This window comes from Pseudodesulfovibrio sp. JC047, assembly GCF_010468615.1.
GTDB lineage: Bacteria > Desulfobacterota > Desulfovibrionia > Desulfovibrionales > Desulfovibrionaceae > Pseudodesulfovibrio.
The window spans coordinates 133,361-159,360 of record NZ_WUEH01000003.1 but is presented as its reverse complement, the minus strand read 5'-3'; the positions used below and the strand labels follow the sequence as shown (position 1 = coordinate 159,360).

Here is a 26,000-nt window from a genome sequence, read left to right as displayed (position 1 = left end):
TTCAGATTTTTTACCAGTTGTTAGCTCGTGCATCCTTGATGAAGGACCAGATGATCATCAGGTTGACGAAGAAGAGCGGGCAGCCACCTGCGATGATTGCCGTCTGGAGAGGCTTGAGTCCTCCAAGGGCAAGCAGGGTGACGCCGATGATTCCGACGAGAACCGACCAACCGACACGGACCCAAACAGGGGGTTCGCTGTAGCCATCAGCCTCTGTGCATGTTGACATTGCCAACGTGTAAGAACAGGCGTTGATAAGGGTAACGGTTGCGATGAAGCACAGCACAAAGAAAATGACCATTGTGGCTGTACTGAAAGGCAATGCTGCCCACGTTTCGATAACGGCTCGTGGAGCACCATATTTGGCGACCAGTTCCGGCATGTTGATGACACCGCGATGGATGAGGTCCATGGTGTTGCCACTCAAGACGGTCCACATGAACCAGGTGGTGGCGGTCAGTCCGCTGACCATGCCAACGCAGACCTGTCGAACCGTGCGGCCACGAGAGATACGTGCGAGGAAGAGGCAGGTCTGAATTCCGTAAATGACCCACCATGCCCAGTAAAAGACAGTCCAACCCTGCGGGAAACCTCCACCCCTGATGGGATCGGTGTAGAAGAGCATCCGGGTGAAGTTGCTCAACATGATACCGACGGAGTCAGTGAAGTAGTTGAAGATGAACGTGGTTCCACCGAGGCACAAGATCCACAGAAGGACAAAGATGGACAGGTAACTTCTGAGGTCAGAAGCCATTTTGACACCTTTGGACAGGCCAAAGGCAACGCAGATGGCGTTCAGGAGAATCCAGCAGGCAATGATTGTGGCATCAAGTTGCAGGGTGTGCGGGATTCCAAAAAGCCATTCGATGCATTCCGTGACCAATGGGGTGGACAAACCGAGGCTGGTTCCCATGGCGAGAATCAGACCGACAATATACATATTGTCGATGATGGCCCCGAGTATTCCCTTGCAGTTTTTTTCGCCAATGATCGGAGCAAGCGTTCCACTTGGGCGCATGACGTTGATTTTTTTTACAAAGAGAAAATACCCGAAAGCGACGGTAAAGAATCCGTATCCGGCCCAGGGTAGTGGTCCCCAATGGAAGAGACTGTATGCCAGTCCATATTCCTTGGCAGTAACGGAAAATGGTTCAAAGCCGAAGGGCGGTGTGGAAACGTAGCAATATGCTTCATATGACCCCCAGAAAAGAACTGCGGCAGACGTCGAAGACGCGAAGAGTAAAAAGACCCAGCTGGCTGTGCTGAATTCTGGTTCTTCTTCGCCCAGTTTGTTGTTTTTCCACGGTCCGAAAACCATCCACAGCCAACCGATCAACATGATGATCATGTACCATTCAAACGCCCAACCCCACGTGTTGGTGACGTAGCTGAACAGTGTGTTGATGACTTTGTTGGCCGCATCCAAATCCCTGACAGTCAGGTAGCTCAGGATTCCCACAATAGTCAGTGAAGGGAAAAAGACTTTTGGGTCTATCTTCACTTTTTTTGTCTTGTTTGGTTCCATCCGAAACACTCCACGTTATTAGAAAAAATACTGTTGAGTCAGTTGAAAACTGCTCAACCCCCCTGAGCGCATTTTGTGTGCTCCCTCAATTGCCTCAAACGCGTTTATGGTCTTTTTTGAATGCCAATAATATGATCGCATAAAGATTGCTAATCGCGTTTGTTTGTTGGAAGTGATTTTTTGCACAACCGCGATTGTTTTGCAATCGTTTTTAAAAAAAAACCATGATCATAAAATTGAAAATATTAATATATCATATATTACAATAAGTTGAGAAATTAATTAAATTGCTCTTTTTTCTTTTTTGACAGAGAAAATGATTTTTTTAGAGAAAATTGTGGCATTTTGACAGATGGAAGAGGGGGGAAAATAGAAAAAGAGAGAGGACGTAAAGGAAAAAAGGGGCAGACTCTATTCTAATAAAAGAAGCCCGTACGATGTGATGTTTTACGTACAGGCTTCTTTTTGAGTGTTGCCCCTATCTTGAGGCATTGGATGGTATGGGTTCTATCGGCGAAAATGCGGATTGTGCGCCTTTTCATCTGCCACGTTGGTTGCGTTGGCATGGCCGGGGTAGAGAATCGTTGCGTCCGGCATAGTGAATATTTGGGTGTTGACAGAATTGAGCAGGGTGGACAGATCGCCGCCTTCAAAGTCGGTTCGGCCGATGTTGCGATAAAAAATGAGGTCCCCGACAAATGCAATGCCTTTATCCGTAAAGTGGAAGGTCAGACTTCCTGGAGAGTGCCCGGGGGTGGCGAGTATTTGGCATTTTTCGCCGAGGAATTCGAGCTCGCCGGGCTGGATGGAGGTGAAGGAAAAAGGTTCATCAAGCGGAGAAAAGCCCCATTGGGGTGCTTCACGAATTTCTGTTTCGACCATGAAGGCATCGTCTGCGCTCGCCAAAATTTCGGCATGAGTTGCCTTGGCGAGTGTGGCCGCTCCATAGAAATGGTCGCTGTGCATATGCGTGATGAGAATATGGGTTAGCGTCAATCCTTCGTGTTGTATGATGGAGATGGCCTCAGTCGGGTTATCTCCTGGATCGATGAAAATTGCTTGTCCGTTCTTTGAAAGCAGGTATCCGTTGGTTTGAAATGGACTGAGAATAAATTTTCTGATCTGCATCGCTTTATTTTATGGGTATGGATTAGTGGGAAGGCTTGGTTGCCCACGGATATTTTTGCACGGTTGTGCATGATGCCTTTTTGTTCATATGATGCGTTTGACTGTGTGACGGATGATCCGTGAAAAAACGTTTATTGCAGTTTTTGTTTGACTTGTTTCAAGAGAGGTAAGGCGTCCGGTTCCATATAATATTCCATGAGTTGAAAATAATATTTCATCGTCTTGGAAATGGCTTCTTTCTTGGTAAGTTCGCCTTCCTGCACATCTTGAAGAATGGTTTTGTATATGCGGAGATTGACGTCGTTGAAATCCTGTGCCTTTTCGGGCGTAATGAATCCTTCTTGAATACAGTCGTCCAGCATCATGTAGCTGCGGGAGTAGATGCTATTGAGCACATAAATCTTGTTGAGTGGCGCAGGCCAGTCCTTAACGATTCTTTCAGGGAAAAGGTCATAATATTGTTTGGTATATTCTTCGAGTTTTTCATCGCTATGGGTGAAGAACAGTAATTCGTAAATCTCAGGATCAGAGAAGGAGAATTCCGCAAAACATTTGCAGACCAGCATATATCGTTCAATGGAGTTTTTCGACCCTTTCAAATAGCGAGGAAGGGCTGCATTATACTCTTCAAGGTATGTCATGGTCGCGAGAAAGACCAAGTGTTGCAGGTTGTCGAAGTAGTTGTACAGTGTCGCGCTGGTGTATCCAGCAAGATCTGCGGCCTTGCGAATTGTGACTGCGCCAACGCCATCCTGTTTGATTATTTCGTTGGCAGAATCAATGAAGAATTTGATGATTCTTTGCTGTTTCAATTTTGCTCGGTCTTTGGACGTTTTCATCTCTTTGGTCATAGTCTGTCTTGTGCTTGTTCCCTTCAATGTAGAAGGGGGGGGGACGTATACCAGTCGTGGGCAAAAAAAAGGGAAGATTTTGACCACGAAATCATCTGGTACATGGATTTTCCTATTCTCAAAGATCATTAAAGCTTTTTTTTGAAAAATAATCAAGATCTTTTTTTTTACAAAGTACAAAAAAAAATCAAAACACGATGATTACAACATTTTGTCTATATATAACAAGATCTTCCTGTCGTCGGTTTACTGAAGCCATTTTCCTCTTGAGGGTATGTATTGGCACGCCCGATTGAAATGGCTGAATATCGTTTATTCGTTTTAGTTTCTGAGTTCGTCGTTTTTTCCTTTTTTGTTTTGAGAGACTGTATTCTGTGTCCTTGTTTTAATCTGCTGGGGCGAATGTTTGTTTCCAAATAAGAGGAAATCCGTTGATTTGAGGGCCCTGTGAAGGTGTCTCTTCTCTTTTACTTTTTTTTGAGAGGTGTCCTGTTGAGCGGGGCAATGACATACAATGCGTTCTTTTTTTCTGATGGAGGGCTTTTCTACGTCGGGGGAAATTCGGGAATGAGAGGGGACATTGTAGAAAGGAGAGGGGCCGAACTGGAGTTCGGCCCCTCTATGTATGAATATGGTTGTGTGAGGTTTGTGTGCCATATCCTGTTTAGCAAGGGGGGAGCCATGGCTGTTTTATCCTATGCTGTGCTGACTGAGCGTGTCCTTGTAGACCTTGCCGTCCTTGACTATCACGGCAATATTTTCATCCGGATTTAACAGGAGGTCCAGGTCCTTGAGTGGATTACCATTGATAAGCAGTACGTCTGCCAGCGCGCCTTTTTCAATAACGCCGAGTTTGCCGGGATAGGGGTTGCGCGGCCCACTCAAGGCAAGAATTTCCCCGTTGACAGAGGTGGCCTGTTTCAGAATTTCCACGTTTGAAAACCATTTTGTTCGGTTAACGAATTCAGTGCATTGCGTTTCTTTTGATGCAAGGGAAGCGAGTAAATCACATCCAAAAGCGACCTTGGCTTTGTGCTTTTGGCAAAGCGTGAGCAGATTGTCCAATCCTTCCGCAGCCTGTTGTTGGCGAGCAACCTGAGCCGGTGTGAATGATTCCGGGGCAGGGCTGAGATAGACACCTGTCTGAGCACTGATGTAACATCCGTTTTTAACCGCGTGTTTGACGGTCTTTTCACCGATCAGATTGCAGTGTTCAAGCGTTTTTGCCCCGGCTTCAATGGAGGTCATGGTCGCTTTGTCCGTGTAGGTGTGAACAGCGAGATAGGTGTTCCATCGATCCGCTTCATGGGCTGCCGCCTTGATTTCTTCCAGCGAATATTCCGCGACATCAAGTGGATCATACAGACCGGACACTGCACCGCCTACAAACATTTTGATGAATGCCGCACCGCTACGCATGACGGTCCGGCTGGCGGAAAGGACTTCCGGTACGCCATCGGCAAAGTACGTCATGCCGAGTCGTTCAATTTCTGTCTCCGAAGCCCCTCCCAGTTGTCGGGGAAAGGTGTTGGTGGTTCTGTAGTCTCCATGCCCTGCGGTCATGCCGATAACCGATCCGCTTGAGTAGAGGCGTGGACCGGGAAAATAGCCTTCATCAATGGCTCTTTTGACACCCCAGACAGAACCGCCGACATCACGCATGGTGGTGAATCCGCGCATGAGTGTGTTGTTTGCTTCCCATAAGGCAAGCGCCCCGTGATAGTCGGCTGGAGCTGCCATGAATTCATGGGGACCGACATTGAATTGCAGATGGGTGTGGATATCGATAAATCCTGGCGTCAAGGTCCTGCCACCCCCGTCAATGATCTTCGTATTGTGAGGAACTGTGAAATTGGTGCTGATTTCGACGATGGTGTTCCCTTTGATAAGAACGCTCATGCCTTTTTTTAACTGGTCGTGCGTTCCGTCGAAAATATTGACATTTTTAATGAGAAGGGTCTCATGTCCCTCCTCGTCCTTTGTCATCAATGGAGAAGCGGGCATTGCTGCGTGTGTGGTGTGTGCCATTCCCACTCCGATGCCAACGGCAACGGCTGCGGCTGATGCCGTTTTGAGAAAGTCCCTTCGTGAGTTGGCGTGCGAATCCTGTTGGTCCTGAGGTGTTTTTCCCTTCATCGTCATTGCTCCTTTTCAGATGTATTGGATGTCAAGACTTCCTGTGTCACGGAAGACGCGATGTCCAAATTCGTATGTTGTTATGACAATGTGTCTATATATATCAAAAAATGGAATATTCACAATCCATAGAGTGAGGTTCTTGGCCTTTTTTTGTTCAGGGACAGAGAAGGGCGTTTCGTGTCACCGTTTGTGTGGGGGCATGGCAAGGGAGAATTAAAGACCACTATTTGTATGAAATGAATGCAGGGAGAAAACTGCAAAGACGTTGACCTTGAATGTTTGAATATATACTCAAACGTTTTGTTGGCTGTTGAGGTATTTCTTTGTGAACGAGATACGTGGGAGAATGTGCGGATGGCATGGTTGAAAAAAATACTGAACCGGCTGAACTTTGCTGGTTTTGTCGGGACATGGCTTCTTTTTATCAGCCTGGATGTGTTTAATGGTCTTTTGCTTTATGGGGTAACGTTTCGCGGTTTTGCGCTTGCCGATACGTTCCGTGCCGTGTTGATTGATGCATTGCTTGCGGTGCCGGCTGTTTTTTTGAGTCGCCGCGCCTATAAGTGGTTTACCGTTCCGGCTTTTGTGGCCCTTATGGTGGCCAGTTTGTGCAACACCTTTCATATTTTGACATATCAGTCTGGTATCTCGACGTATGCAATTTTTTCCATGATCGAGACGACCGGGCCGGAATCGTCCGAGTTTTTTGTCGATCAGGTCAGCCTGCTGAAGGTCATGGGAGTGCTTTTCAGCTGTGTGATTCCCGTCCTGCTGTTTCTTCGGGTGATCAAGCGGGAGGTGTTGTTCGGGAAAAAAGGCGTGATTGTCATCGGGACCATTTTGCTGGTTGTCTCCGGCTTTGTCGCCAAGACCGCAGTGGAGCAGGGTAAGCGGTTCCTTGGCTCACATCCTGGATATATGGTGGTGTGGAGCCTGGACAGATACGTCAAGGAATCGCGGAGGGCCGCCCATGAAAAAGTCGTGCCCGTAGGTATTTTCGGGACGCTTGAGACCGACGACAGTCCGTTGACCTGCGTGATCGTGGTCGGCGAGTCCGCCAATAGAAATCATATGGGAATCTATGGATATGCACGGGATACCACCCCATATGCAGAAAAAGATGACTGGCTTGTCTTTGACGACGTCACCAGCCCCGCAACACATACCATTCCTTCTCTCAAGCAGGTGCTCCGTTTGGGTGCCCTTGAACAGAACGATTTTCAACCGTCCATCATTGACCTTTTCAATGCGTGCGGCTTCAAGACATTTTGGTTGTCCAATCAGACGGCCCCCAAAGGGTCCGGGAATATTCTGGAGACCATGACTGCGCGGGCGTCTGCTCGTCACTATATCAACCTCTCCCGCAAGGAAGGGAAAAGCGCGACCTATGATGGCGAATTGCTCCCGCATCTTGAAAAGGCCTTGGCTGATCCCGCACCGAAGAAAGCCGTTTTTTTGCATCTTTTGGGGTCTCATCTGACCTATGCCTTGCGGTATCCACGAGAAAGAATGATCTTTGCCCCGGACTCGCGTGAAGGGGTGGCCCTGAAGGAATGGGCTGATGACGAGGCCATTGAGCATATCAATCATTATGACAACAGCCTTGCATATACTGATTTTGTTCTGCACCGGGTGGTGGAAGCGGTGAAAAACGTACCGGACACATCCTTTGTCCTGTACTTTTCCGATCATGGACAGGACGTCTATGACTCGCGATACATGCGTGGGTGTTCCGAGAAGAATCCGACCAAGAATATGGTGGAAGTCCCCATGCTTTTTTGGATGTCTCCGGCATATAGGGAGAGTCATGCGAACATCGCGACCGCTTTGGAGGGAATCATTCACCGCCCGTATTCGACGTGTTCACTGTCCGGGACCATTGCGAAACTCGCACGAATTCGTTCCGAGAAACTCGATGGGTTGCATACGCTCTTGAGCAAGGAAGGCGATACCGCACGCGTTATTCATGGCCATTCATATAAGGATATGGTTCGATAGCCTCTGGCGAGAGAGAAGAGACAGTCCGAGTACCGGCATAGTTGATGCTAAAAAAACAGGAGAGTCATGACGTCATTTTTGAAGGCGCGCATGCGCCGCATTTTCAATGCGTTCACCTATTCCGTCCAGGGATTCGGGTTTGCCTTGAAGCAGAAACCCTTTCAGGAAGAGTTGCTGGTGTGTGTGATTCTGGTTCCGGTGGCTTTGTGGCTTGATGTGAGCATGGTTGAAACACTGCTGCTTGTGGGCAGTCTTATCGGCGTGCTTGTCGCAGAGATTTTCAATACGGCGATCGAAGCCGTTGTTGATCGCATTGGCCCGGAAAAGCACGTTCTGTCAGGGGCTGCGAAAGATCTCGGGTCAGTTGGGGTGCTTGTGGCCATCCTCTGGGCCGTCGGTGTCTGGGGCTGTGTGGTTTGGGGGATGTAGGACCGCAAAGTGGTTCTGGATCGCGGAAAACGGCGAAATGATTTGCGTGTGACCTTCTTTTTGATATGGAGCGTCCGTTGGGCTGCGGCATGAAACATCGTGCAACAGGATAAAACGAGACGCGAGTTTATAGAATTATCAATAGTTGTTTCTTTTTCTTGATTATCGATATCATCAGCGTTAAGCGTATGCCATGAGCATAACACACTTGAATTCAGAGGGGCTTGGACGATGGCCATCCCTTCCCGAAGAACTGGCGAGCATCATTGCGCGACAAATCCAGGAAGGCGATTTCAAGCCTGGCGATGTGCTTCCTTCGGAAACGGCTTTGGCGAAGACATTCAGCGTGAGCCGGACCGTGGTGAGAGAAGCGCTGGCGCGTCTCAAGTTCGAAGGAATTCTCAAGTCGAAGCGGGGTAGTGGTCCTGTTGTATGTGATGAATATTCACGGAAGATTTTTACCCTGCCCAGCGTCTTTGCCTCCGATGAGAATAAGGCTGATATCATTGAATTCAGGCTTATCATGGAAGGTGAAAGTGCCGCTCTTGCTGCGGTCAGGCGGACCGACGAACATCTGGCAAAGATGGCAGCCCATCTTGATGAGTTGAGTCAGGCCATTGTTGACAAAGAGAGTGGCCTGATCCCTGATTACGCCTTTCATGCCATTCTTGCCGAGGCCGCTGGCAATGAATATATCATGAGTTTCATCCGGTTTCTTTCGGCCCGATTGCTGAAAGGGGTGCAGGATGCCCGTGCCTTGTCCAATCAGGACTATGAACGATCAAAGCTCGTGTTTCAGGAGCATAAGAAAATATACGAAGCCATTGTGGCCAAGCAGCCTTTCGAAGCACGCGAAGCGGTTCACGAGCATTTGCACAACAGTGCGTCGCGTCAAGGGATCGAACTGGAGCCCATCCTTTTTCAAAGCGATACCTAAAAATATTCTTCTGTATTTCCCTTTCGAAATTGACGGATATATTCATATGAAGGCGCGCTTGAAGCGCCTTTTCTTTTGCGGAATGTCGTCTTCCTTGTCCTTTTTTTGAGAACGATCAGCGTGACACATGGAGTGTGTGTGGATGCTGATCGTTTTTTTCTGTCTTTCAATCTCTTTTTTTGCTTGGTGAAATGAATCGTCACACGTCTCCTCATGCCGTTGTGAGTCAGTGTTTTGTCGTGAAATTTGCAAAACAGTTCCTTGGGTATTGGTAGAGCTGTAAAAATGAAAAAGCTAAACTATTGAAATATTTTATTATTATTTTTTTCTTCGTCTATTTTTAAAATCTTCCTTGCCCCGTTTGTCTGTTTGTCATACAAACAGACAAACGGACAGGGTGAATCCGAGACAAAACGTGGACATTGAGTTGTCCCACAGTGCCTCATTCCCTCCTTGGCCGATTGTTGGATCGGTTGTTGTGACAATCGATCGTGGCATGGCAAACCTCAGTGTGTTTGCAGATACATCAAACGATTCCCCTGTATTGCAGGAATCACAATCTGGAGAAAGGCATGGATCCAGTCATCATCAACACGACATGGTGCAAGGGATGCGGAATATGCGTCGCTTTCTGTCCCAAAGAAGCGCTTTCACTCGTTGAAGAGAAAGCGGTAGTGGATCAGGAAAAATGCATCGCATGTGGAATGTGCGAATTGTACTGTCCTGATCTGGCTATTGTCGTCAACAAGCCCCCGAAGAAAAGCGTAAAAGCGACTGAAGAGGTGGCCTCATGAGTCAAGAAACACGAAATGTTCGGTTTGTGCAGGGGAACGAAGCCTGTGTTCGTGGCGCTCTGTATGCTGGCGTCAAATTTTTTGCAGGATACCCCATTACCCCCTCGACGGAAATTGCGGAGCATCTTGCCATTCAGCTTCCCAAGATCGGTGGTGCGTTCATTCAAATGGAAGATGAGATTGCCTCCATGTGCGCTGTCTGCGGTGCCTCGTTGGCTGGCAGAAAGGCCATGACCGCCACCAGCGGACCGGGCTTTTCTCTTAAGCAGGAAGCCATCGGATATGCGGCCATGGCAGAAATCCCCTGTGTCATCGTTGATGTCCAGCGTGCGGGGCCGTCCACTGGTCTGGCCACCAAGGTGGGGCAGGCCGATGTCAATCAGGCCCGGTGGGGCACTCACGGAGAACATTCCATCGTTGCCCTGACCGCCTCGACCATTCAGGACATGTTCAGCATCACGGTTCAGGCTTTCAACATCGCAGAGACTTACAGAACACCGGTCATCCTGTTGTTCGACGAAGTCATGGGTCATATGCGTGAATCCCTCACCATTCCCGAAGCCGGGGAGTTGTCGGTTGTCGAACGGCTCAAGACCGATGTGAAGCCCGGTGTCAACTATCACCCCTATCTGGCTCGCGAAGATGGTCGTCTTCCCATGTCCGATTACGGTGAAGAACACCGTTTTCATGTGACCGGGTTATTTCACGACATTTGGGGCTTCCCCACCGAGCAGCCTCAGCAGGTCGATAAGCTTGTGCATCATCTGGTGGACAAGATCGAAACCCGCGTCAATGAGCTGGCCATGTGGAAGGAATTCTATCTGGACGATGCCGAGGAAGTGCTTGTTTCGTATGGTTCATGCGCTCGAAGTGCTCGACATCTTGTCGAATCACGGCGGCAGAAAGGCCACAAGATCGGCCTGCTGGAATTGCAGACCATCTGGCCGTTTCCCAAGGATCTGGTCCGTGAAAAGACCGCCAATGCCAAGAATGTTTACGTGGTCGAACTGAACATGGGACAGGTCTTGTCGCAAGTGAAACAGGCTGTGAAGGATCCTGATCGAGTCTATCTCGTCAACCGTTTGGATGGAACGCTTGTGACACCGACGGATATCGGGAAAATCATGCGAGTTATCGAAGGGAAGGGGATATAACAATGGCGTATACAGATCTCATCCGCGAACGTTTTTTCCCACACATTTGGTGTCCGGGATGCGGACATGGTGTTGTCCTGAACAGCTTGCTGCACGTGGTTGACGAGTTGGGACTCGATCCCCGCTCCATGTGCATGATTTCCGGTATCGGGTGTTCCGCGCGTATTTCCGGATACGTCAACTTTCATACCATGCACACCATGCATGGTCGCGCCCTGCCGTGTGCAACGGGCATCAAGATGTCCAAGCCTGAACTCAACGTCATCGTTCCCATGGGGGATGGCGATGCCATGGCTATTGGCGGCAACCACTTCATCCACGCGTGTCGTCGGAATATCGACTTGACCGCGATCGTGTTGAACAACCGCATCTACGGTATGACAGGTGGTCAATATTCGCCGTTGTCCGGTCGTGGCATTCTTGCCACCACCGCGCCATACGGTAGCATTGACAATGATTTTGACACCGTGTCCCTGGCCAAGGGTGCCGGTGCCTCTTTCGTCGCCCGGACCACGGCGTTCCACGTCAAGGAAATGGCGAAGATCCTGAAGAAGGCCATCAATCACAAGGGCTTTTCCGCTGTGGAAGTCATGGTCCAGTGTCCCACGTATTTCGGGCGCAAGAACAAGATGGGCGGTGCGATCGATTTGTTGAAATCCTATCGCGATAACACGGCTCCGCTTGGGTCCAAGAAGCTCGAAGAGAACCCGGAGTTGATTCCTCGCGGTATCTTTGTCGATGAAGAGCGTCCCGAATATTGCGAAGAATACGCCAACGTCATTGCTCAGGCGAACGAGGAGTAACAGTCATGGAAAGATATCGTTTTCTGTTATCCGGCTCTGGCGGACAAGGGGTCATTACCATGGCCATCATCTTCGCAGAAGCCGCAGCATTGGAAGAAGGGCTGACCGCGGTTCAGTCGCAGTCGTATGGCCCGGAAGCCCGTGGTGGAGCCACCCGGTCCGATGTCATCATCTCTGATTCGGAGATTTATTTTCCCAAGGTCTTGCAGCCGAATTATCTGGTTGCCCTGACCGAGGAAGCGGCCAGCAAATACCTTCCGCTCATTCGACCGGGTGGAATGGCTTTGTATGATTCGTCATTGGTCACGGCCGACCCCAAGGTCGATGCCGAACAGATCGGATTGCCCATGTATCATTCCACAATCGAGACATTGGGAAAACCCGTGGCGTTCAACATCTGTGTGCTCGGAGCACTGGCCACATTGACCGGAGTGGTCAAACTGGATTCTTTGGAAAAGGTCGTTCGCGGTCGGTTCAAGGAAGCCTTCTTTCCCTCCAACCAGAAAGCACTGCAATTGGGTGAAAATCTCGCCCAGGCATACATGAGCAAGGCATAAATGTGTTGCGCGGATGTGCGAGTGTGCATCCGCGTTTTTTGTGCCGCGTTTTGACGTAAGGAGACACAATGAATATTCATGAATATCAAGCGAAAAAGCTGTTCAAGGACACAGGTATTCCTGTCCCTGACGGTGGCAGGGCCGAGACGGTTGACCAAGCTCTGGATGTGGCAAAGGGCTTGTCCGGCCCGGTCCGGGTGGTCAAAGCCCAGATCCATGCCGGTGGTCGGGGAAAAGGCGGTGGCGTCAAGGTTTGCAAGACCATGGACGAGGTCAAGGCCGCAGCCAACGACATCCTCGGGATGCAGTTGGTGACCAAGCAGACCGGCCCGGAAGGCAAAAAGGTCCACAGCGTCTGGGTGGAGCAGGGAACGGCCATTGCGCGTGAACTGTATCTGGCCATTGTCCTTGATCGCGGAGCCGAATGCCTGACGGTCATGGCTTCCCCGGATGGTGGCATGGACATTGAAGACGTTGCGGAAAATCATCCGGAACGGATTCTTACCACGCCGCTTGACGGCAACCATCATCTCTGGCCGTTTCAGGCCCGGCAGTTGCTGTTCGGTTGTGAGCTGACGCCGAAGCAGATCGGTCAGGGCGTGAAGCTCATCCTCAAATTGATCGAGTTGTGTGTGAAAAAGGACGCGACTCAGGTTGAAATCAATCCGCTGGCCGTGACCGAAGATGGTGATCTGATCGTGCTGGACGCCAAGTTGAATTTTGACGAAAGCGGCCTCAAACGGCAACCGGACGTCAAGGCTCTGGAAGATCCCGAAGAACAGGACCCGCTGGAGCGGAAAGCCGCTGAACTCGGCGTCAATTATGTCAAGCTCGACGGATATGTAGGGACCATGGTGAACGGTGCCGGGCTGGCCATGGCGACGATGGATGCGATCAAGCAGGCTGGAGCCGAACCCGCCAACTTCCTGGATGCCGGAGGCGGTGCCAGTGTCGAGATGGTGACCAAGGGCTTCGAGGTCATGCTTTCCGATCCCAATGTTCGTGGTATTCTCATCAATATCTTTGGTGGCATTCTTCGGTGCGACATTGTTGCCGCCGGTATTGTCGAAGCCGCCAAACAGACCCATTTCACACTGCCGACCGTCGTGCGGATGGAAGGCACAAACGTTGAGGAAGGCAAACAAATCCTGCGGGATAGCGGTCTTGATTTCGTGCTGGCAAACACCATGTCCGAAGCTGCGGCGTCCATTGCAAAACTCACACAGGGGACAAACGAATGAGTATCCTCATTGATGAAAATACCAAGGTCGTGGTCCAGGGATTGACTGGTCGCGAAGGGTCTTTCCATGGCCAGAAAATGCTGGACTATGGGACCAAAGTTGTTGCCGGAGTTACTCCGGGCAAAGGGGGACAGGAAGTCCTCGGTGTCCCTGTTTTCAACACCGTTCAGGAAGCGGTTGATGCCACCGGAGCCGACACAAGCATCATATTTGTTCCGGCCTTGGCCTCTGCGGATTCCGCGTGTGAAGCCGCTGAAGCCGGAATCAAGACCATCATTCTGATTACCGAACATATCCCCGTGCTCGACATGGTTCGCTGCAAGGCGTTCCTGAAGAGTAAAGGGGCCAGGCTCATCGGTCCCAATTGTCCCGGCGTTATCAGCCCCGGCAAGAGCAAGATCGGTATCATGCCCGATTACATTCACCGTCCCGGTCATGTCGGACTCATCAGCCGGTCCGGCACCCTGACCTACGAGGCCGTGCACCAGTTGACAACGGCCGGTTTGGGGCAGAGTACCTGTATCGGCATGGGTGGCGACCCTGTTCCGGGTCTCAAGTTCATTGATTTGCTGGAGATGTTCCGCAATGATCCTGATACCGAAGCCGTGTGTATGTTGGGTGAGATCGGTGGCGACAATGAAGAAAAAGCCGCTGCCTACATCAAGGAGACCAACTATCCCAAACCCGTGTTCGGTTTCATTGCCGGACTGACCGCGCCTGCCGGGAAACGCATGGGCCATGCCGGTGCCATTATCAGCGGGTCCAAAGGCCGTGGCGAAGACAAGATCGCGGCCATGCGGGATGCCGGTGTCGTGGTGGTGGAACAGCTCGGACTTCTTGGAGAAACCGTGGCCAACCACCTTCAGGGAAAAAATTCAGCATAATCAGACATGGCGTGGGACTATTCCCTCGTAATGGAGATATATCGTCACCCCCAAGTAGAAAAGACCATAAACCATCACCCCCCCCAGGGAAGCCCGGCCCTTGTGTGTTGAACAGCATCAGGGCCGGCTCCCACGGAGCGGAGTGCATGGACGGATACGAGTAAGGAAAGAGAATGACATATACGACAGAACTCACTGCCGACCATAAGCAATTTTTGGATGAGTTGTTTCAGGACGGTGTAAAATACGACAAACCTTCGCTGCGGGTGTATGAATCCGACGCCAGTAATATTCGAGGCGAAGTCCTGGCGGTTGTCCGCCCCACCTGTGTGGAGCAGGTGTCTGAATTCATGCGATGGGCCGATGCGGAACGCATTCCGGTTCATCCTCGAGGCCGGGGCACAAGCCTTTCTGGTGGCTGTGTTCCCACGGTACCCGGCATCGTGGTGTCCATGCTTGGCATGGATCGGATTCTGGATATTTCGGAAACCGATTTCGTGGCCACGATCGAACCCGGCGTCAATACGGTTGCCTTTCAGCAGGAATGTGAAAAGCACAACCTGTTTTACCCACCCGATCCGGCCAGTAGCAAGGCGACGAGTGTGGGCGGAAATGTGGTGACCTGTGCAGGTGGTTTGCGCGCTGTGAAATATGGCGTGACACGGGACTATGTGCTTGGATGCGACGTGGTGGTCCCTGGCGGGAAAATCCTGTCCTTTGGTGGGCGGACTCAAAAGGATGTCGTGGGGCTGGACATGACCCGGTTCATGGTTGGCTCGGAAGGGTCGTTGGGCATCTTGACCAAATTGTATCTCAAACTCATTCCGAAATCCGAAGGCACGGCTTCGCTTCTGGTCGGCTATGAAAGTCTGGACGCGGCCCTGCAATCCATGGGCAAGGTCTTTGCCGCTGGTATCCTGCCGTGTGCCGTCGAATTCATGAACGAGACCGTACTCGATATCCTCAAACAGACTGGTGGCCATCCGTGGCCTGATTCCGTGAATTCCCTGTTGCTTTTTCAGGTGGATGGCAGTGCGGAAACCGTCTCTATGAATATCGAACAACTGTCCAATCAGATTGATGACGCCCTCTGGCGCATGATGGGCACAACTTCGGACGAGGAAAACGAGTTGTGGGGCTACCGTCGCAGCGTGTCCTCTGCTTCATATGTCCTCGGACCGGACCGTATCGGTGGCGATATGGCTGTGCCTCGTGGACAGATCCTTCAGGCGGTCCGCCGATTCGAGAGCCTAGCTGCCCAAAATGGCAAACGGTTGATCGCCTTTGGCCATGCCGGAGACGGAAATATTCACGCGAATTTGCATTACGATGCCTCTGATCCAGACGACGCCAAACGGACACGGAAAGCCCATCACGAAATGGATGAGGCCGTGCTGGAGTTCGGTGGGAGTTTGTCCGGAGAACACGGTGTTGGATGCCTCAAGAATGTGGGGTTGCAGCTTGGCAAGGATGAACATGAACTGATGCTCAAGGTGCGCGGGTTGTTCGATCCCAACGGAATTCTCAACCCGAACAAGGGGTATTGATGTGAAACGTGGTTGCACACAATGCGGTGAATGTCTCCGGGTTTGTCCCGTGTACGCGCAGTTCAAACGTGAGGAATATTCCCCCAAGGCGAAACGGCTGCTTTTGGAGCCGTTGCATGAGGACTATGCCGCGCCCGGCGTGAATCCGTCGGATCTGGATTGGGATCACGTCAAGGAATTGGCCCGGTTGTGCGTGGGATGCGACAAATGTCGGACCGCGTGCGCTCGGAAATTGTCCACGGCGGATCTGCTGGCCGACATGCGGCACGCGCATCCGAATTGGACCCAACACTTTTGGTCCCTGTGGATCAAACACATGGGCCCGCTCTGGCCGTCCCTTGGCATGATGGCCTCCTTGGTTCCGGGATGGGTTGCGCCGTCAGCGTTGAAACCCTCGCTGGATTCGGCCAAGGCCATGGTCAATGAGCCGGTCAAGAAGCCGTGGGCCAGATTATTCAAGATCCCCGGAATTCAAGTTGATTCCAAACCCGTCGTGGTTTTCCCGGGCTGCACGGCCAAGAATATTCGGCCGCAGTGGACGAGCAAGACGAACAATTTGTTGGGATTGTTCGGATATACTGTGCTGGATACATCTGATTTCGGGTGCTGCGGTGGCACCATGCATTCAGCGGGCCTGTACGACACCATGGATTCCATGCAGCAGAACAACGTGGACGTCTGGAAGAAACTGGGCCGTCCCCGTATCGCCGTGTTCTGTGCCTCCTGTCATCATGCCTTGTCCCAGTATGGGCAACCGTTGTTGTCCGAGGCGGACACTGTGGCCTGGCGGGAAAGTTTGACGCCGTTGAGTGTCTTGCTGGCTGATGCCCAGTGGGAGATCACGGATGCCAAGCCTGAGAGCTACGGCTATCATCAACCCTGTCACTGGGGGACGGATCACGATCTGCCTTTGTTGGAATCCGGTTTGTCTGGATTGCGCAAGGGAGAGGGGCAGTGTTGCGGAATGGGTGGCATTACCCAGATTACGAACCCCGATTTGTCGCGGCAACTGGCTGATTCCTGTTTGGCCGGGTTTCCCAAGAACACTGAGTACATCCTGACAAGTTGTAGTGGATGCACCATTCAACTCGCGGCGGCTGCTCCGGAAGGAACAACCGTCTACCATTGGCTTGATGTTGTGGAATGATGCGGTTGGATAGAAGAGCCTGAATTCATGAGGGCTTTTTGTCCCGATCGATCATTTTCAGACCATGGCGGGTGTGGCCAACCATCTGGTCAGGTGTCCAATCAAAAAAATATGGATTTCCATGCCGTTGCCCGGATTTATCCAGGTGCAGTCGATGGGTTCGGTCTCAGCTCGATTTCTGTTCACGTCTAGAAAAGGAAGATTTCAATGGCAAACAAATTTGAAGATTTCGGGAAAAAATACGGCACGATCATTGCGATCGCTGTGGCGCTCTGTGTGTGGCTTTTGCCAACACCGGAAACCATGACGATAACGCAACACAAGTTGCTGACCATTTTTTCCGGTGCGGTTGTTGTCTGGATCACGTTGAGCATGAGTATTGCGACCAGTACCATGATGCTCGTTCCTATTCTGTATTTGTGGGTTGGTAATCCGACCGGCGCAGTCAACGAAGCGGGGCACCTCATACGATCGGCCAAATTTGCCATTTCCGGATTCGGTTCACCGGCATTGTGGTTGCTGGTAACCGGGTTCATCATTTCGACGGCCATGACCGAGACGGGGATCGCCCAGCGGCTTGCGCTTGTCATGATGAAGCGGTTCGGAAAAACTCCATTGGGTGCGATTTTGACACCCATGTTTGCCAACCTGTTGATTTCTCCGCTGACCCCGTCCAATACGGCGCGGACCGCAGCCATGCTGCCGATCGTCGAGGGTGTGGCCCAGGCGTATCAGGTTGAGAAGGGAAAAAGTAATTTTGGTAAAGCGTTGTTCCTGTCAAACACCTTTGCATCCAATATCACGGCTGGTGGTTTTCAGACCGCAACTATTCCCAATCCCATTTCCATCGCTTTGATCGCGGCCGCCCTTGGCACCACCGCCATCGGCACCACATGGGGCTATTGGACCTTGGCAGCCCTGCCCACCACGATTCTTGTCTTGATCGGTACTCCGTTATTGTTGCGGGTTCTTTTCAAACCGGAAATGACGACCATTCCCGGCGGTATTGAGTATGTTGACAGGGAATTGAAGAAAATGGGTCCCTTGAGCAGGGAAGAAATCAAGGCGTTGCTGTATTTCATTCTCGCTTTGGTCCTGTGGTCCACTGATGCCTGGCACAAGATGAGTTCCGCCATGTTGGCATTTTTGGTCAGTGGTCTGATTTTGGCTCCGAGTATTGGTGTCTTGAGCTGGAAACAGGCAGAAAAGAAGATTCCCTGGGAATTGTTCGTGTATTTCGGCGGTGTTATCACCTTGTCCAATACATTGATCAAAACCGAGGCCTTTGCTTGGGTTATCACGACCGGGATGCAGTCTTTGGGGCTGGATGGTGTCGGTATGCTGCCGTTGATGATCGGCCTGATGGGCTTTACCATCTTCAGTCACATGATTTGGTCAACCACCACGGCCATGGCCGGTGTCATGATTCCCATTTATATTGGTATGGCGACAGCGTTCAATTTTCCGGTTGTGGCGTTTGTTTTGCCACAGGCAATTCTCATGGGGTATGCGTTGTTCTTCCCATTCAATACCATGGGCAACATCATCATGTTTGGTGCCGGGTATTACACGGTGACGGAACAGCTCAAATCATCAGTGCTGGTCGGCCTCATGGCATGGGCATTGTGGGCCGCGACCGCGTTGATCTGGTTCCCGATGATCGGATTGTATTAACATCTTGAGGAGTGAGACATGACATCACACGTATTTCCTCGCATGGTTCGAATTCGCCAGAATTTTGAGCGGGATCGAGTCGAGGACGTGCCCGGCACAGTGAAAGCCGAGCTGGCAAAATTGGAACAGACGATCAAACCCGGCATGACCGTGGGCATCACGGCCGGAAGTCGGGGTATACAGAATATTCTGACGATTCTTGAAATAGCCGTGCAATTCGTCAAGGACAAGGGGGCAACCCCGGTACTGCTGGCCGCCATGGGCAGTCATGGCGGTGGCTCGGCCGCCGGTCAGAAGGAGGTGCTCGACAGCCTTGGTATCACCGAAGAACGTCTCGGCGCGCGGGTCATTACCTGCGACAAGGGGCGCGAAGTCGGCACCACCGAAAATGGCTGGAAGGTCTTCATGCTGGAGTCCGCTTTTGAAGTGGATGCCATCATGCCCATCAATCGCGTCAAGACGCATACGTCGTTCAAGGGAACGGTGGAAAGCGGTCTGGCCAAGAAACTCGTTGTGGGACTCGGCGGACCTGCGGGTGCAACCCAGTTTCATGCCGAAGGAAAGTCCGAACGGCTATCCCCATTATTGGAAGAAGTCGCGAGCGCCATTATCGCGAAGATGCCGGTTGTGGGCGGCCTTGCTCTTATCGAGAATGCCTACGAAGAAACCGCCAAGATCGAAGGGATTTTGGCCAAGGATATCATCGAACGCGAACGCGAGTTGTTGCGCTATTCGAAATCCCTGATGCCTTCATTGCCCGTCGAACACCTGGACGCGTTGGTCGTCGAGGAGATGGGCAAAAACTATAGTGGAACAGGGCTGGATACGAACATTGTCGGTAGACTGCGTATTCAGGGCGGGGCCGAACCAGTTGCTCCCGTTATTCATTACGTGTCTGTTCTGGATCTGTCCGAGGCATCGCACGGCAATGCCACGGGTATCGGACTTGCTGATTTCACCACCAGGAAATTGGTGGACAAGATTGATCGCAAGGCCACGTACCTGAACTGTCTGACCACGACTTTCGTGGCCCGGGCCTTCCTGCCGCTGTTCCTGGACACCGAGGAAGAGACATTGAAAACCATGATGCATTGTCTGCGCAATACACCACTCGATGAGGTGCGAATGGTGTGTGTCCCCAATACACTGTACCTGACCGATTGTTATGTCAGCGAGGCACTGATTCCGGAATTGTCCGGCAAGGAACGATTCGACATCGTTGGATCGCCCCAGGAAGTGACGTTTGACGCGGACGGCAGGCTTCAATTGAGGCTTGGCGCAGAATAAATGATATCACGCCTGTCCTTATTTGATTCGGGAGGATTCCTTCCGATTGATGTGAGGGGGGACAGGCGTTCACTGAGACGATCAGTGTCTGACCAAGGAGCGGAGTCAAGATTCTCATAAGTGATGTCATAACACTTCCCTAGGCGACTTGACGCCGTGTGTACTTGGGAGCCATGCCGGACTGATGTCCGGCATGGCTCACGTGTATGGGCCGCTTGATTTTTGGGTGGCCATCTAAAAATGGTGGCGCAGCGTGCTTTTTCCCTGCTTCATTTCATCTCTCCATTTTCCCTATCCATACGTCTGTGTTTTCATGCGTTTTTAAATAGAGTTTATTTGGGTACATTTTTTTTCATATTGGTTTGACCTATAACTTTTGAGGTTGTACAGGGGCGGTGTTCGGCGAAGTGTCCGACGCAAAAAAAGCTGATGTGGTGCATCGACAGATCAGGCGCGTGCTGAACCTGTGGGTATACCTCGGGAGAACTCGTGGCATTGGAATAGAGTCGCCGGACGAGGAAATGGAAAAATTGTTTTTCCGAAAAATGTGGAAGGATACTGATTGACCTCAACGAAGTCGGTTTCCTCAAGGTCTTGAAATTGGCGCGTGGATAGAACTGCGTGTCAGCACATGAAAATCTCGAATAGAGAGGGCTTTGCAATGTTTGCTTTTGGCGTGTTCGAAAGAACGCCGCCCAGGGAAAAGGTCCGTGAGCGGCTGATTCGGGAGATTATCGATCATGAATTGGTCATGTTTCGAGCTGCTTCCGCGACTGATGGATCATCCATGTGTCTGGAACGTCGCAAGACATTCCGCAAGATGCGATGGATGCTTTTTTCCGTCATGCAGACCGAGTTTCTGGAATCGTATCTGGCTGATTTGAAAGCCGCGAAACAGGATGGTCGGAATTTGTTGGTGGAAAAAAATGCGCGTATGGATGACCTGACTCCACCGGTTTCCGGGGATATGGAAACCATCGGAAAAATCGTTGATGTCGAAGCGCACTGGATGAGTGACGCTTCAAAGGCGTATCCTTGGTTCAGCCCGGAAAATCCAGGGCTGTTTCGTCGGAATCAATGCGCCGAGTTAAAGACGTTTTCACCAAAAACGGTGTCGCTGTATGCCGATCGTGTTCATGAAGCGCGGGAAAAAGGGGAAAACCTGGCCCTGCTTCGATTTGAGAACATAACGAAAAAAATCGGCGTGGCATCGTTGGCGAAATTGAAAAGGCGCGTGAGTCGGCACCAGTAGGGTGCCCTTGGCGGTAGCTGTGTTCAACGCATGGACTACCAGAACATGATAGAAAGCGGGTGGAAGCCCTGAAAGAGTTTCCACCCGGACATGACGGTCGTTATTCGGGATACACGAGATTTTCGTCCTGAATGGCGGACAGTACTTCCTCACTGTATCGGGCGGCTTCCTGTCGCGCTCCATTCAGATCCATGAAACGATAATTGCCGCATTCCACCGGGCTTGCTCCGGGAATGTCGCCGTCAAATGCTGCAACATGCTGGAAGACTTCCTGAATGAGTGGGAGTATCTCGCGTGACGAGCATTTAGTGCTGAGCACGAGGTAAAATCCGGTCAGGCATCCCATGGGACCGAAGTAGATGACCTGATCCTTGTAATGCGGATGGTTGCGCAGAAAGGTGGCCCCGATATGCTCGATGGCGTGAGCGGCTTCTGGAGCCAGAGCCGGTTCCCTGTTCGGTTCCTTCATGCGCAGGTCAAATGTCGTGACCACGGCAGTCCCCGCCAGATCCGTGCGGGAAACATAGACACCGCGGTGCAGTTTGGTGTGATCGATGGTGAAACTTGCTATTTTTTTCATGCTGCCCTCGTATGGATTGTTTCAAGAATGCCCAAAGTCATTTTGACGGAACTTTTGGCCGCTTTATGCAGGCTGTCTGCGTAGGTAATCTGGTTTTCGGACTCCCGAATCTTGTCCGAGATGGCTCGGATGAGGATAAAGGGAACCCTGAACAGAAATCCGGTTTGCGCGATGGCCGCCCCTTCCATTTCCACGGCCAGGGCATCGGGAAATTTCTTGGCCAGATAGGCTATCTGTGATGGAGTATGGACAAAAGCGTCTCCCGAAAGAATGACTCCCTGATGCACGGCCACGTTGTCCGATCGCATGTCCACGCTTTCGGCGATGTGAAGCAGTGCGTCATCAGCCGTGTATTTGGCTGGCATTTTCGGGATTTGACCTATTTCATATTCAAAGGCCGTGGCGTCCGCGTCGTAATGTCGCGCTTCCGAAGAAAGAACCACGTCCCCGATTTCGATATTTTGAGCGAATCCGCCAGCCACACCGATGTTGATGAGCGAATCCGGTTTGAAGTTTTCCAATAACAATGTTGCCCCGACCGCTGCGTTGACCTTGCCAATGCCACATTGGGTCACGACAACGTCAACATCTCGTATCTGTCCACTATGAAAGGTGAATTGACCAATTCTGACGATTTTCGAATTGGTCAATTCCTGATGCAGGAACCGGAGTTCCTCATCCATTGCCGCTATGATTCCTATTTTCACGTAAAACTCCTTGTGAAGACCTCGTGGTCTGGTTGCACTCTATCGGGAAATTTATTAATTAGTAAAATTATTAATTTTGCTGGAATTGATTAGTTAAAATGTCATTCAATCGAACAGGAGAGGGTGTGATGCTGCCGGATTTCAACCGACTCAAGGTTTTTTATCATGTGTACACCGAGCAGAGCACCACGAGGGCGGCGAAGGCGTTGCACATCACGCAATCCGGTGTCAGTCAGCATATAAAGAAGCTGGAAAACGAGGTGCAGGTGGCACTTTTCACCCGGGTGAACCGGAAGCTGATTCCCACGGCGGCGGCGCACAAGCTGTACGCCATTGTGAGTGCCTTTATGATGCAGTTGGAGAACGGGGTTCGCGACATCAACGAGAGTTTCGAGATGCCGTCCGGAGAGTTGCGAATCGGTGCGCCGTCAGAGTTTGGCAAGACGTATCTGCCCGGAATCATGGCTTCGTTTCGTCGGCAGTATCCCAATGTTTCATTCTATTTGGAGCTGGGTGATCCGAATGTGTTGTTCGAAAAGGTATCTCAGGCCGAATTGGATTTCGCCTACATCGACATTTTGCCGATTTTTACCAACACCCCTGGTGGCGAGACAACCTACACCATACATCCCATCGTCAAGGAGCAGTTTGTTTGTGCCTGTTCCCAGACCTATTACAACGCGCATGTGCTCGGGGCCGGATACGACGAGCTGATTCAGTTGCAGTATATCGGGTACAAAAAGGATATTGCCCTGTTTCGCAGTTGGTTCAAGCTCCATTTTGACACGGCGCCGTCCTCGTTGGACATGGTTTTCGTGGCCGACAACGCCGGAGCCATCATAGCGGCCATCGAACAGGACATGGGGATTGGTGTCATCGTGAGTCATCTTGTCAGTGATCAGATCGCCGACAAGACCATCGTGCCGATCACCGGTTCGGACAGAAAATTGGAAAATACCATTGCCTGTGTGCAATTCAGAAACAAGGCCGAAACCCTCACTGAACGCTGTTTCAAGGAGCACATGCGTCACGAACTCGGCTCCATTTCTCAGTTGAAATTGATTGATAGGGATGTGCCCGCTTGATGGCAGTCTTTGGTGAAAGAAGGTAGGAAAAAGGGAGAAGTGGAAGCCGCCTTTGGCGGGATTTTCAGGTGATTTCGCCTCTGGCAGCCAAAGGGGCGGGCCCCCTTTGGAAACCCTGTGTCGCCTGCGGCGAAGTGGTCGGGTGAGGACGTGGGCGAATGAGAAAAAAAGGGGCCTGATGGAGACAGGCCCTGAAGAATATTTACAGGGAAAAGAAGCGTCGGGCGTTGTCGCCAGTGATGTGCCAGATATTTTCAAGTGAGCGGCCTTTGATCTGGGCGATACGTTGGGCCGTGAAGACCACCAGCGATGAATGGTTGCGTTTGCCGCGCCATGGTTCCGGGGTCAGGTACGGGCAATCTGTTTCGACCATGAGCCGGTCGAGTGGGATACGGGCCACGGCCGCCTGGACCGCTTCGGATTTTTTTCGATACGTCACCGGGCCGGGGATCGAAATATGCCAGCCGTTGCCCACAAGACGTTCAGCGAATTCGATGTCCGCACCAAAGCAGTGCCAGAGCACCGGGTAGTCTTTGAATCCGTGTGATTCAAGGATGGTGGCCGTATCGTCATTGGCATCTCTGGAATGAATGACAATGGGCAGGGACAGTTCTCGGGCCAAGTCAATCTGTTTGATGAACGCGACTTTCTGGACGTCGGGCGGGACATCATCCCAATAATAATCAAGGCCGATTTCCCCGACCCCCTTGAGCCGTGAATCGGTGCTGAAGTGGTGCCGCATCCGTTCGAGCGCATCGTCGGTCAGGTCCGGGGCGTTGTTGGGGTGTACGCCGAGCAGGAAGGAAACCTGCGGGTGCGTGTCAAAGAGGGACCGGTTTCGTTCATAGGCGTCCGGTCCGAGAAAGACATTGAGTATCTGGCTGATGCCCGAGGCCGAGGCCCGGGCGAGCAGCTCGTCCCGGTCTTCGTCAAAATCTTCGAGGTCAAGGTGCGCGTGCGAATCCACGCCCCCGGCGGCAAGTGCCAGGGATTCCGGTTCAGGTCGGTTTTTTTTGGACATGGTGTGTTTAGAATGCGTCCCACGCTTCGAGGACGGCGAGTTTTTGGGTGTCAGAGCTGTAGGCATCGGCTGTTTCCTGCCCGGATTCCAGGGCCGCTGCTAGATAAAGATCGTTTTTTTTGAGCATGTCAAGCGCATCTTCCAGACAGAGCGCGGCATCCAGCACATCACCGTCCGCGCACCAGAATCCGTTTCCGGCCCAATCCACTTCACGCAGATCGATCCACGGGGTAAATCGGGGGGACGATTGGATATGGCGCATGTAGTCCCAGCCGCCGAATCCGGTGAACCCCACGGGCAGGCACCCGCAGGCCATGGCCTCAAGAGGCGGGAGCGGACAGCCTTCGGGAAACCCTGTTGCCAGGAAAATGTGGGCGGACCGCAGGGCGTCGGCCACCTGATGGGTGGACATGCCCTGAATGGGCAGCCAGTTGATGGCATTCGGTCCGATACGGTGCTCGACAATGGCCTTGATCTGCTGGATCAGTGCCTTGTTTTTGCGCGGCATGAACGCCACCGTAAAACGGCGGGTGGGCTTTTTGTCTGGCGGATAGAAAATCGAGCGGTCGATGCCCGGGCGAATGATCGGGGCATCCTTGAAGGTCGTTTTCTTGATGTAGTGGGACACGGGATCAGAGACCGCGAGAAATTCCACGGGCAGGTTGTGCCAGTCCACCCCTTCGGGCAGGGCCGAAAACAGATAGGCCCAGTTCTGGACGTAGTTGAGACAGTGCGCCTTGGCTTCCAGTCCCGGAGCCAGTGCATTGACCCACCCTTCGGGAATCATCCAGATGTCATCAGACGTCAGATGCAGGTCGGCCCATTCAATCACTGGCGCGGCATCGGCCAGTCCGTCCGGTCGCCAACCACTGGTTTCGCGCGCAACAAGGCGGACGTCTTTCCCAGCCTGATGGAGAATATCGGCAACCTGCCGCAACACGGTGACGCCGCCGGTCGGTTTGTTGACCGGGGGCAGAAAAATACATGTCTTCATGATGTTCAATTGAGATCACAAACCGTCGGTTTTGGCAAGGAGAGGGTGCGGAGCGGGCATGGAGAGGAGTGCCCACTCCGCGACGGAGGAAGACGATTTTTCAATGAAGTGTGGAGACGGTATCCCTACTGCGAGCTGCGTGGGTTTCGGGAGTGTGACATATGGGCCGGGATTGTGTGACAGCAGGGGATGGACGACCTCAACCTTGCGAAACAACACGTTTATGGGTAGGCTTATCAGTGAAGTATTCTTCATAATGTATTGGA

23 protein-coding genes are annotated in these 26,000 nt (G+C 51.7%); 15 read left to right on the top strand and 8 right to left on the bottom strand.

Going from position 1 to position 26,000, the window contains the following annotated elements; translation table 11 throughout:
- Positions 1-10 precede the first annotated feature (10 nt).
- From caiT to GO013_RS03000, 4 genes are all read right to left on the bottom strand, one after another.
- Complete coding sequence (caiT, locus tag GO013_RS03015) at positions 11-1,525, bottom strand: L-carnitine/gamma-butyrobetaine antiporter (protein ID WP_163808570.1); 1,515 nt, start codon at positions 1,523-1,525, stop codon at positions 11-13.
- Positions 1,526-2,032: 507 nt separating this feature from the next.
- Positions 2,033-2,653: an MBL fold metallo-hydrolase gene (locus GO013_RS03010; RefSeq protein ID WP_163808569.1), complete on the bottom strand. Its 621-nt coding sequence runs from the start codon at positions 2,651-2,653 to the stop codon at positions 2,033-2,035.
- A 131-nt stretch (positions 2,654-2,784) separates the two neighbouring features.
- Positions 2,785-3,504 carry a TetR/AcrR family transcriptional regulator gene (locus GO013_RS03005; RefSeq protein ID WP_163808568.1) on the bottom strand — a complete coding sequence of 240 codons (720 nt, stop codon included), beginning with the start codon at positions 3,502-3,504 and terminating at the stop codon, positions 2,785-2,787.
- A 690-nt stretch (positions 3,505-4,194) separates the two neighbouring features.
- Positions 4,195-5,640: an amidohydrolase family protein gene (locus GO013_RS03000; RefSeq protein ID WP_163808567.1), complete on the bottom strand. Its 1,446-nt coding sequence runs from the start codon at positions 5,638-5,640 to the stop codon at positions 4,195-4,197.
- Positions 5,641-5,997: 357 nt separating this feature from the next.
- Here GO013_RS03000 and GO013_RS02995 point away from each other — a divergent pair, with 357 nt between their 5' ends.
- The 14 genes from GO013_RS02995 (at position 5,998) to GO013_RS02930 (ending at position 21,347) form a co-directional block, all read left to right on the top strand.
- The gene (locus GO013_RS02995) at positions 5,998-7,641 is read left to right on the top strand and encodes a sulfatase-like hydrolase/transferase (protein WP_163808566.1); all 1,644 of its coding nucleotides are present in this window, start codon (positions 5,998-6,000) and stop codon (positions 7,639-7,641) included.
- Between the two features lie 66 nt (positions 7,642-7,707).
- On the top strand, positions 7,708-8,070 hold the full coding sequence (locus tag GO013_RS02990) for a diacylglycerol kinase (protein ID WP_163808565.1): 363 nt from the start codon (positions 7,708-7,710) through the stop codon (positions 8,068-8,070).
- A gap of 193 nt (positions 8,071-8,263) precedes the next feature.
- Positions 8,264-9,007 carry a FadR/GntR family transcriptional regulator gene (locus GO013_RS02985; RefSeq protein ID WP_163808564.1) on the top strand — a complete coding sequence of 248 codons (744 nt, stop codon included), beginning with the start codon at positions 8,264-8,266 and terminating at the stop codon, positions 9,005-9,007.
- Between the two features lie 572 nt (positions 9,008-9,579).
- Complete coding sequence (locus GO013_RS02980; RefSeq protein WP_163808563.1) at positions 9,580-9,801, top strand: 4Fe-4S binding protein; 222 nt, start codon at positions 9,580-9,582, stop codon at positions 9,799-9,801.
- On the top strand, positions 9,798-10,955 hold the full coding sequence (locus GO013_RS02975) for a 2-oxoacid:acceptor oxidoreductase subunit alpha (protein WP_163808562.1): 1,158 nt from the start codon (positions 9,798-9,800) through the stop codon (positions 10,953-10,955). Before GO013_RS02980 ends, GO013_RS02975 begins: the two co-directional genes overlap by 4 nt.
- Before the next feature lie 2 nt (positions 10,956-10,957).
- Positions 10,958-11,758, top strand: a complete 801-nt coding sequence (locus GO013_RS02970) for a 2-oxoacid:ferredoxin oxidoreductase subunit beta (protein ID WP_163808561.1) — start codon at positions 10,958-10,960, stop codon at positions 11,756-11,758.
- Positions 11,759-11,763: 5 nt separating this feature from the next.
- Positions 11,764-12,315 carry a 2-oxoacid:acceptor oxidoreductase family protein gene (locus GO013_RS02965; protein ID WP_163808560.1) on the top strand — a complete coding sequence of 184 codons (552 nt, stop codon included), beginning with the start codon at positions 11,764-11,766 and terminating at the stop codon, positions 12,313-12,315.
- A gap of 68 nt (positions 12,316-12,383) precedes the next feature.
- Complete coding sequence (gene sucC, locus GO013_RS02960; RefSeq protein ID WP_163808559.1) at positions 12,384-13,556, top strand: ADP-forming succinate--CoA ligase subunit beta; 1,173 nt, start codon at positions 12,384-12,386, stop codon at positions 13,554-13,556.
- On the top strand, positions 13,553-14,440 hold the full coding sequence (sucD, locus tag GO013_RS02955) for a succinate--CoA ligase subunit alpha (protein ID WP_163808558.1): 888 nt from the start codon (positions 13,553-13,555) through the stop codon (positions 14,438-14,440). Before sucC ends, sucD begins: the two co-directional genes overlap by 4 nt.
- Positions 14,441-14,613: 173 nt before the next feature.
- Positions 14,614-15,987, top strand: a complete 1,374-nt coding sequence (locus tag GO013_RS02950) for an FAD-linked oxidase C-terminal domain-containing protein (protein WP_163808557.1) — start codon at positions 14,614-14,616, stop codon at positions 15,985-15,987.
- A 1-nt stretch (position 15,988) separates the two neighbouring features.
- Positions 15,989-17,134: a (Fe-S)-binding protein gene (locus tag GO013_RS17495; RefSeq protein ID WP_163808556.1), complete on the top strand. Its 1,146-nt coding sequence runs from the start codon at positions 15,989-15,991 to the stop codon at positions 17,132-17,134.
- A 207-nt stretch (positions 17,135-17,341) separates the two neighbouring features.
- Entirely contained in the window at positions 17,342-18,808 is a 1,467-nt protein-coding gene (locus GO013_RS02940; protein ID WP_163808555.1) for a DASS family sodium-coupled anion symporter, read from the top strand.
- A gap of 18 nt (positions 18,809-18,826) precedes the next feature.
- On the top strand, positions 18,827-20,095 hold the full coding sequence (locus GO013_RS02935) for a DUF362 domain-containing protein (RefSeq protein ID WP_163808554.1): 1,269 nt from the start codon (positions 18,827-18,829) through the stop codon (positions 20,093-20,095).
- 661 nt (positions 20,096-20,756) lie between these two features.
- Entirely contained in the window at positions 20,757-21,347 is a 591-nt protein-coding gene (locus GO013_RS02930; protein ID WP_163808553.1) for a DUF4125 family protein, read from the top strand.
- 100 nt (positions 21,348-21,447) lie between these two features.
- Here GO013_RS02930 and GO013_RS02925 read toward each other — a convergent pair whose 3' ends face one another.
- Both GO013_RS02925 and GO013_RS02920 read right to left on the bottom strand, forming a co-directional pair.
- A complete protein-coding gene (locus tag GO013_RS02925) occupies positions 21,448-21,927 on the bottom strand; it encodes an S-ribosylhomocysteine lyase (protein ID WP_163808552.1) in 480 nt (159 codons plus the stop codon).
- Entirely contained in the window at positions 21,924-22,634 is a 711-nt protein-coding gene (locus GO013_RS02920; protein WP_163808551.1) for a 5'-methylthioadenosine/adenosylhomocysteine nucleosidase, read from the bottom strand. The genes GO013_RS02925 and GO013_RS02920 overlap by 4 nt, the downstream gene beginning before the upstream one ends.
- A 128-nt stretch (positions 22,635-22,762) precedes the next feature.
- On the opposite strand from GO013_RS02920, the gene GO013_RS02915 reads away from it, so the two are divergent.
- Positions 22,763-23,719: a LysR family transcriptional regulator gene (locus tag GO013_RS02915; protein ID WP_163808632.1), complete on the top strand. Its 957-nt coding sequence runs from the start codon at positions 22,763-22,765 to the stop codon at positions 23,717-23,719.
- Positions 23,720-23,921: 202 nt separating this feature from the next.
- Here GO013_RS02915 and GO013_RS02910 read toward each other — a convergent pair whose 3' ends face one another.
- Both GO013_RS02910 and GO013_RS02905 read right to left on the bottom strand, forming a co-directional pair.
- Entirely contained in the window at positions 23,922-24,740 is an 819-nt protein-coding gene (locus GO013_RS02910; RefSeq protein WP_163808550.1) for a TatD family hydrolase, read from the bottom strand.
- Between the two features lie 7 nt (positions 24,741-24,747).
- Positions 24,748-25,734, bottom strand: a complete 987-nt coding sequence (locus tag GO013_RS02905) for a glycosyltransferase family 4 protein (protein WP_163808549.1) — start codon at positions 25,732-25,734, stop codon at positions 24,748-24,750.
- Positions 25,735-26,000: the final 266 nt, after the last annotated feature.

What these genes read in the sequence shown, in the direction of transcription:
- GO013_RS02930 (WP_163808553.1), top strand. Translation starts at nt 20,757, where the DNA reads ATGTTTGCTTTTGGCGTGTTCGAAAGAACGCCGCCCAGGGAAAAGGTC.
- GO013_RS02910 (WP_163808550.1), bottom strand. Translation starts at nt 24,740, where the DNA reads ATGTCCAAAAAAAACCGACCTGAACCGGAATCCCTGGCACTTGCCGCC.
- GO013_RS02970 (WP_163808561.1), top strand. Translation starts at nt 10,958, where the DNA reads ATGGCGTATACAGATCTCATCCGCGAACGTTTTTTCCCACACATTTGG.
- GO013_RS03005 (WP_163808568.1), bottom strand. Translation starts at nt 3,504, where the DNA reads ATGACCAAAGAGATGAAAACGTCCAAAGACCGAGCAAAATTGAAACAG.
- GO013_RS02915 (WP_163808632.1), top strand. Translation starts at nt 22,763, where the DNA reads ATGCTGCCGGATTTCAACCGACTCAAGGTTTTTTATCATGTGTACACC.
- GO013_RS02935 (WP_163808554.1), top strand. Translation starts at nt 18,827, where the DNA reads ATGACATCACACGTATTTCCTCGCATGGTTCGAATTCGCCAGAATTTT.
- GO013_RS02940 (WP_163808555.1), top strand. Translation starts at nt 17,342, where the DNA reads ATGGCAAACAAATTTGAAGATTTCGGGAAAAAATACGGCACGATCATT.
- caiT (WP_163808570.1), bottom strand. Translation starts at nt 1,525, where the DNA reads ATGGAACCAAACAAGACAAAAAAAGTGAAGATAGACCCAAAAGTCTTT.
- sucC (WP_163808559.1), top strand. Translation starts at nt 12,384, where the DNA reads ATGAATATTCATGAATATCAAGCGAAAAAGCTGTTCAAGGACACAGGT.
- GO013_RS03000 (WP_163808567.1), bottom strand. Translation starts at nt 5,640, where the DNA reads ATGAAGGGAAAAACACCTCAGGACCAACAGGATTCGCACGCCAACTCA.
- GO013_RS03010 (WP_163808569.1), bottom strand. Translation starts at nt 2,653, where the DNA reads ATGCAGATCAGAAAATTTATTCTCAGTCCATTTCAAACCAACGGATAC.
- GO013_RS02985 (WP_163808564.1), top strand. Translation starts at nt 8,264, where the DNA reads ATGAGCATAACACACTTGAATTCAGAGGGGCTTGGACGATGGCCATCC.
- GO013_RS02965 (WP_163808560.1), top strand. Translation starts at nt 11,764, where the DNA reads ATGGAAAGATATCGTTTTCTGTTATCCGGCTCTGGCGGACAAGGGGTC.
- GO013_RS02950 (WP_163808557.1), top strand. Translation starts at nt 14,614, where the DNA reads ATGACATATACGACAGAACTCACTGCCGACCATAAGCAATTTTTGGAT.
- GO013_RS02995 (WP_163808566.1), top strand. Translation starts at nt 5,998, where the DNA reads ATGGCATGGTTGAAAAAAATACTGAACCGGCTGAACTTTGCTGGTTTT.
- GO013_RS02990 (WP_163808565.1), top strand. Translation starts at nt 7,708, where the DNA reads ATGACGTCATTTTTGAAGGCGCGCATGCGCCGCATTTTCAATGCGTTC.
- GO013_RS02980 (WP_163808563.1), top strand. Translation starts at nt 9,580, where the DNA reads ATGGATCCAGTCATCATCAACACGACATGGTGCAAGGGATGCGGAATA.
- GO013_RS02905 (WP_163808549.1), bottom strand. Translation starts at nt 25,734, where the DNA reads ATGAAGACATGTATTTTTCTGCCCCCGGTCAACAAACCGACCGGCGGC.
- sucD (WP_163808558.1), top strand. Translation starts at nt 13,553, where the DNA reads ATGAGTATCCTCATTGATGAAAATACCAAGGTCGTGGTCCAGGGATTG.
- GO013_RS02925 (WP_163808552.1), bottom strand. Translation starts at nt 21,927, where the DNA reads ATGAAAAAAATAGCAAGTTTCACCATCGATCACACCAAACTGCACCGC.
- GO013_RS02975 (WP_163808562.1), top strand. Translation starts at nt 9,798, where the DNA reads ATGAGTCAAGAAACACGAAATGTTCGGTTTGTGCAGGGGAACGAAGCC.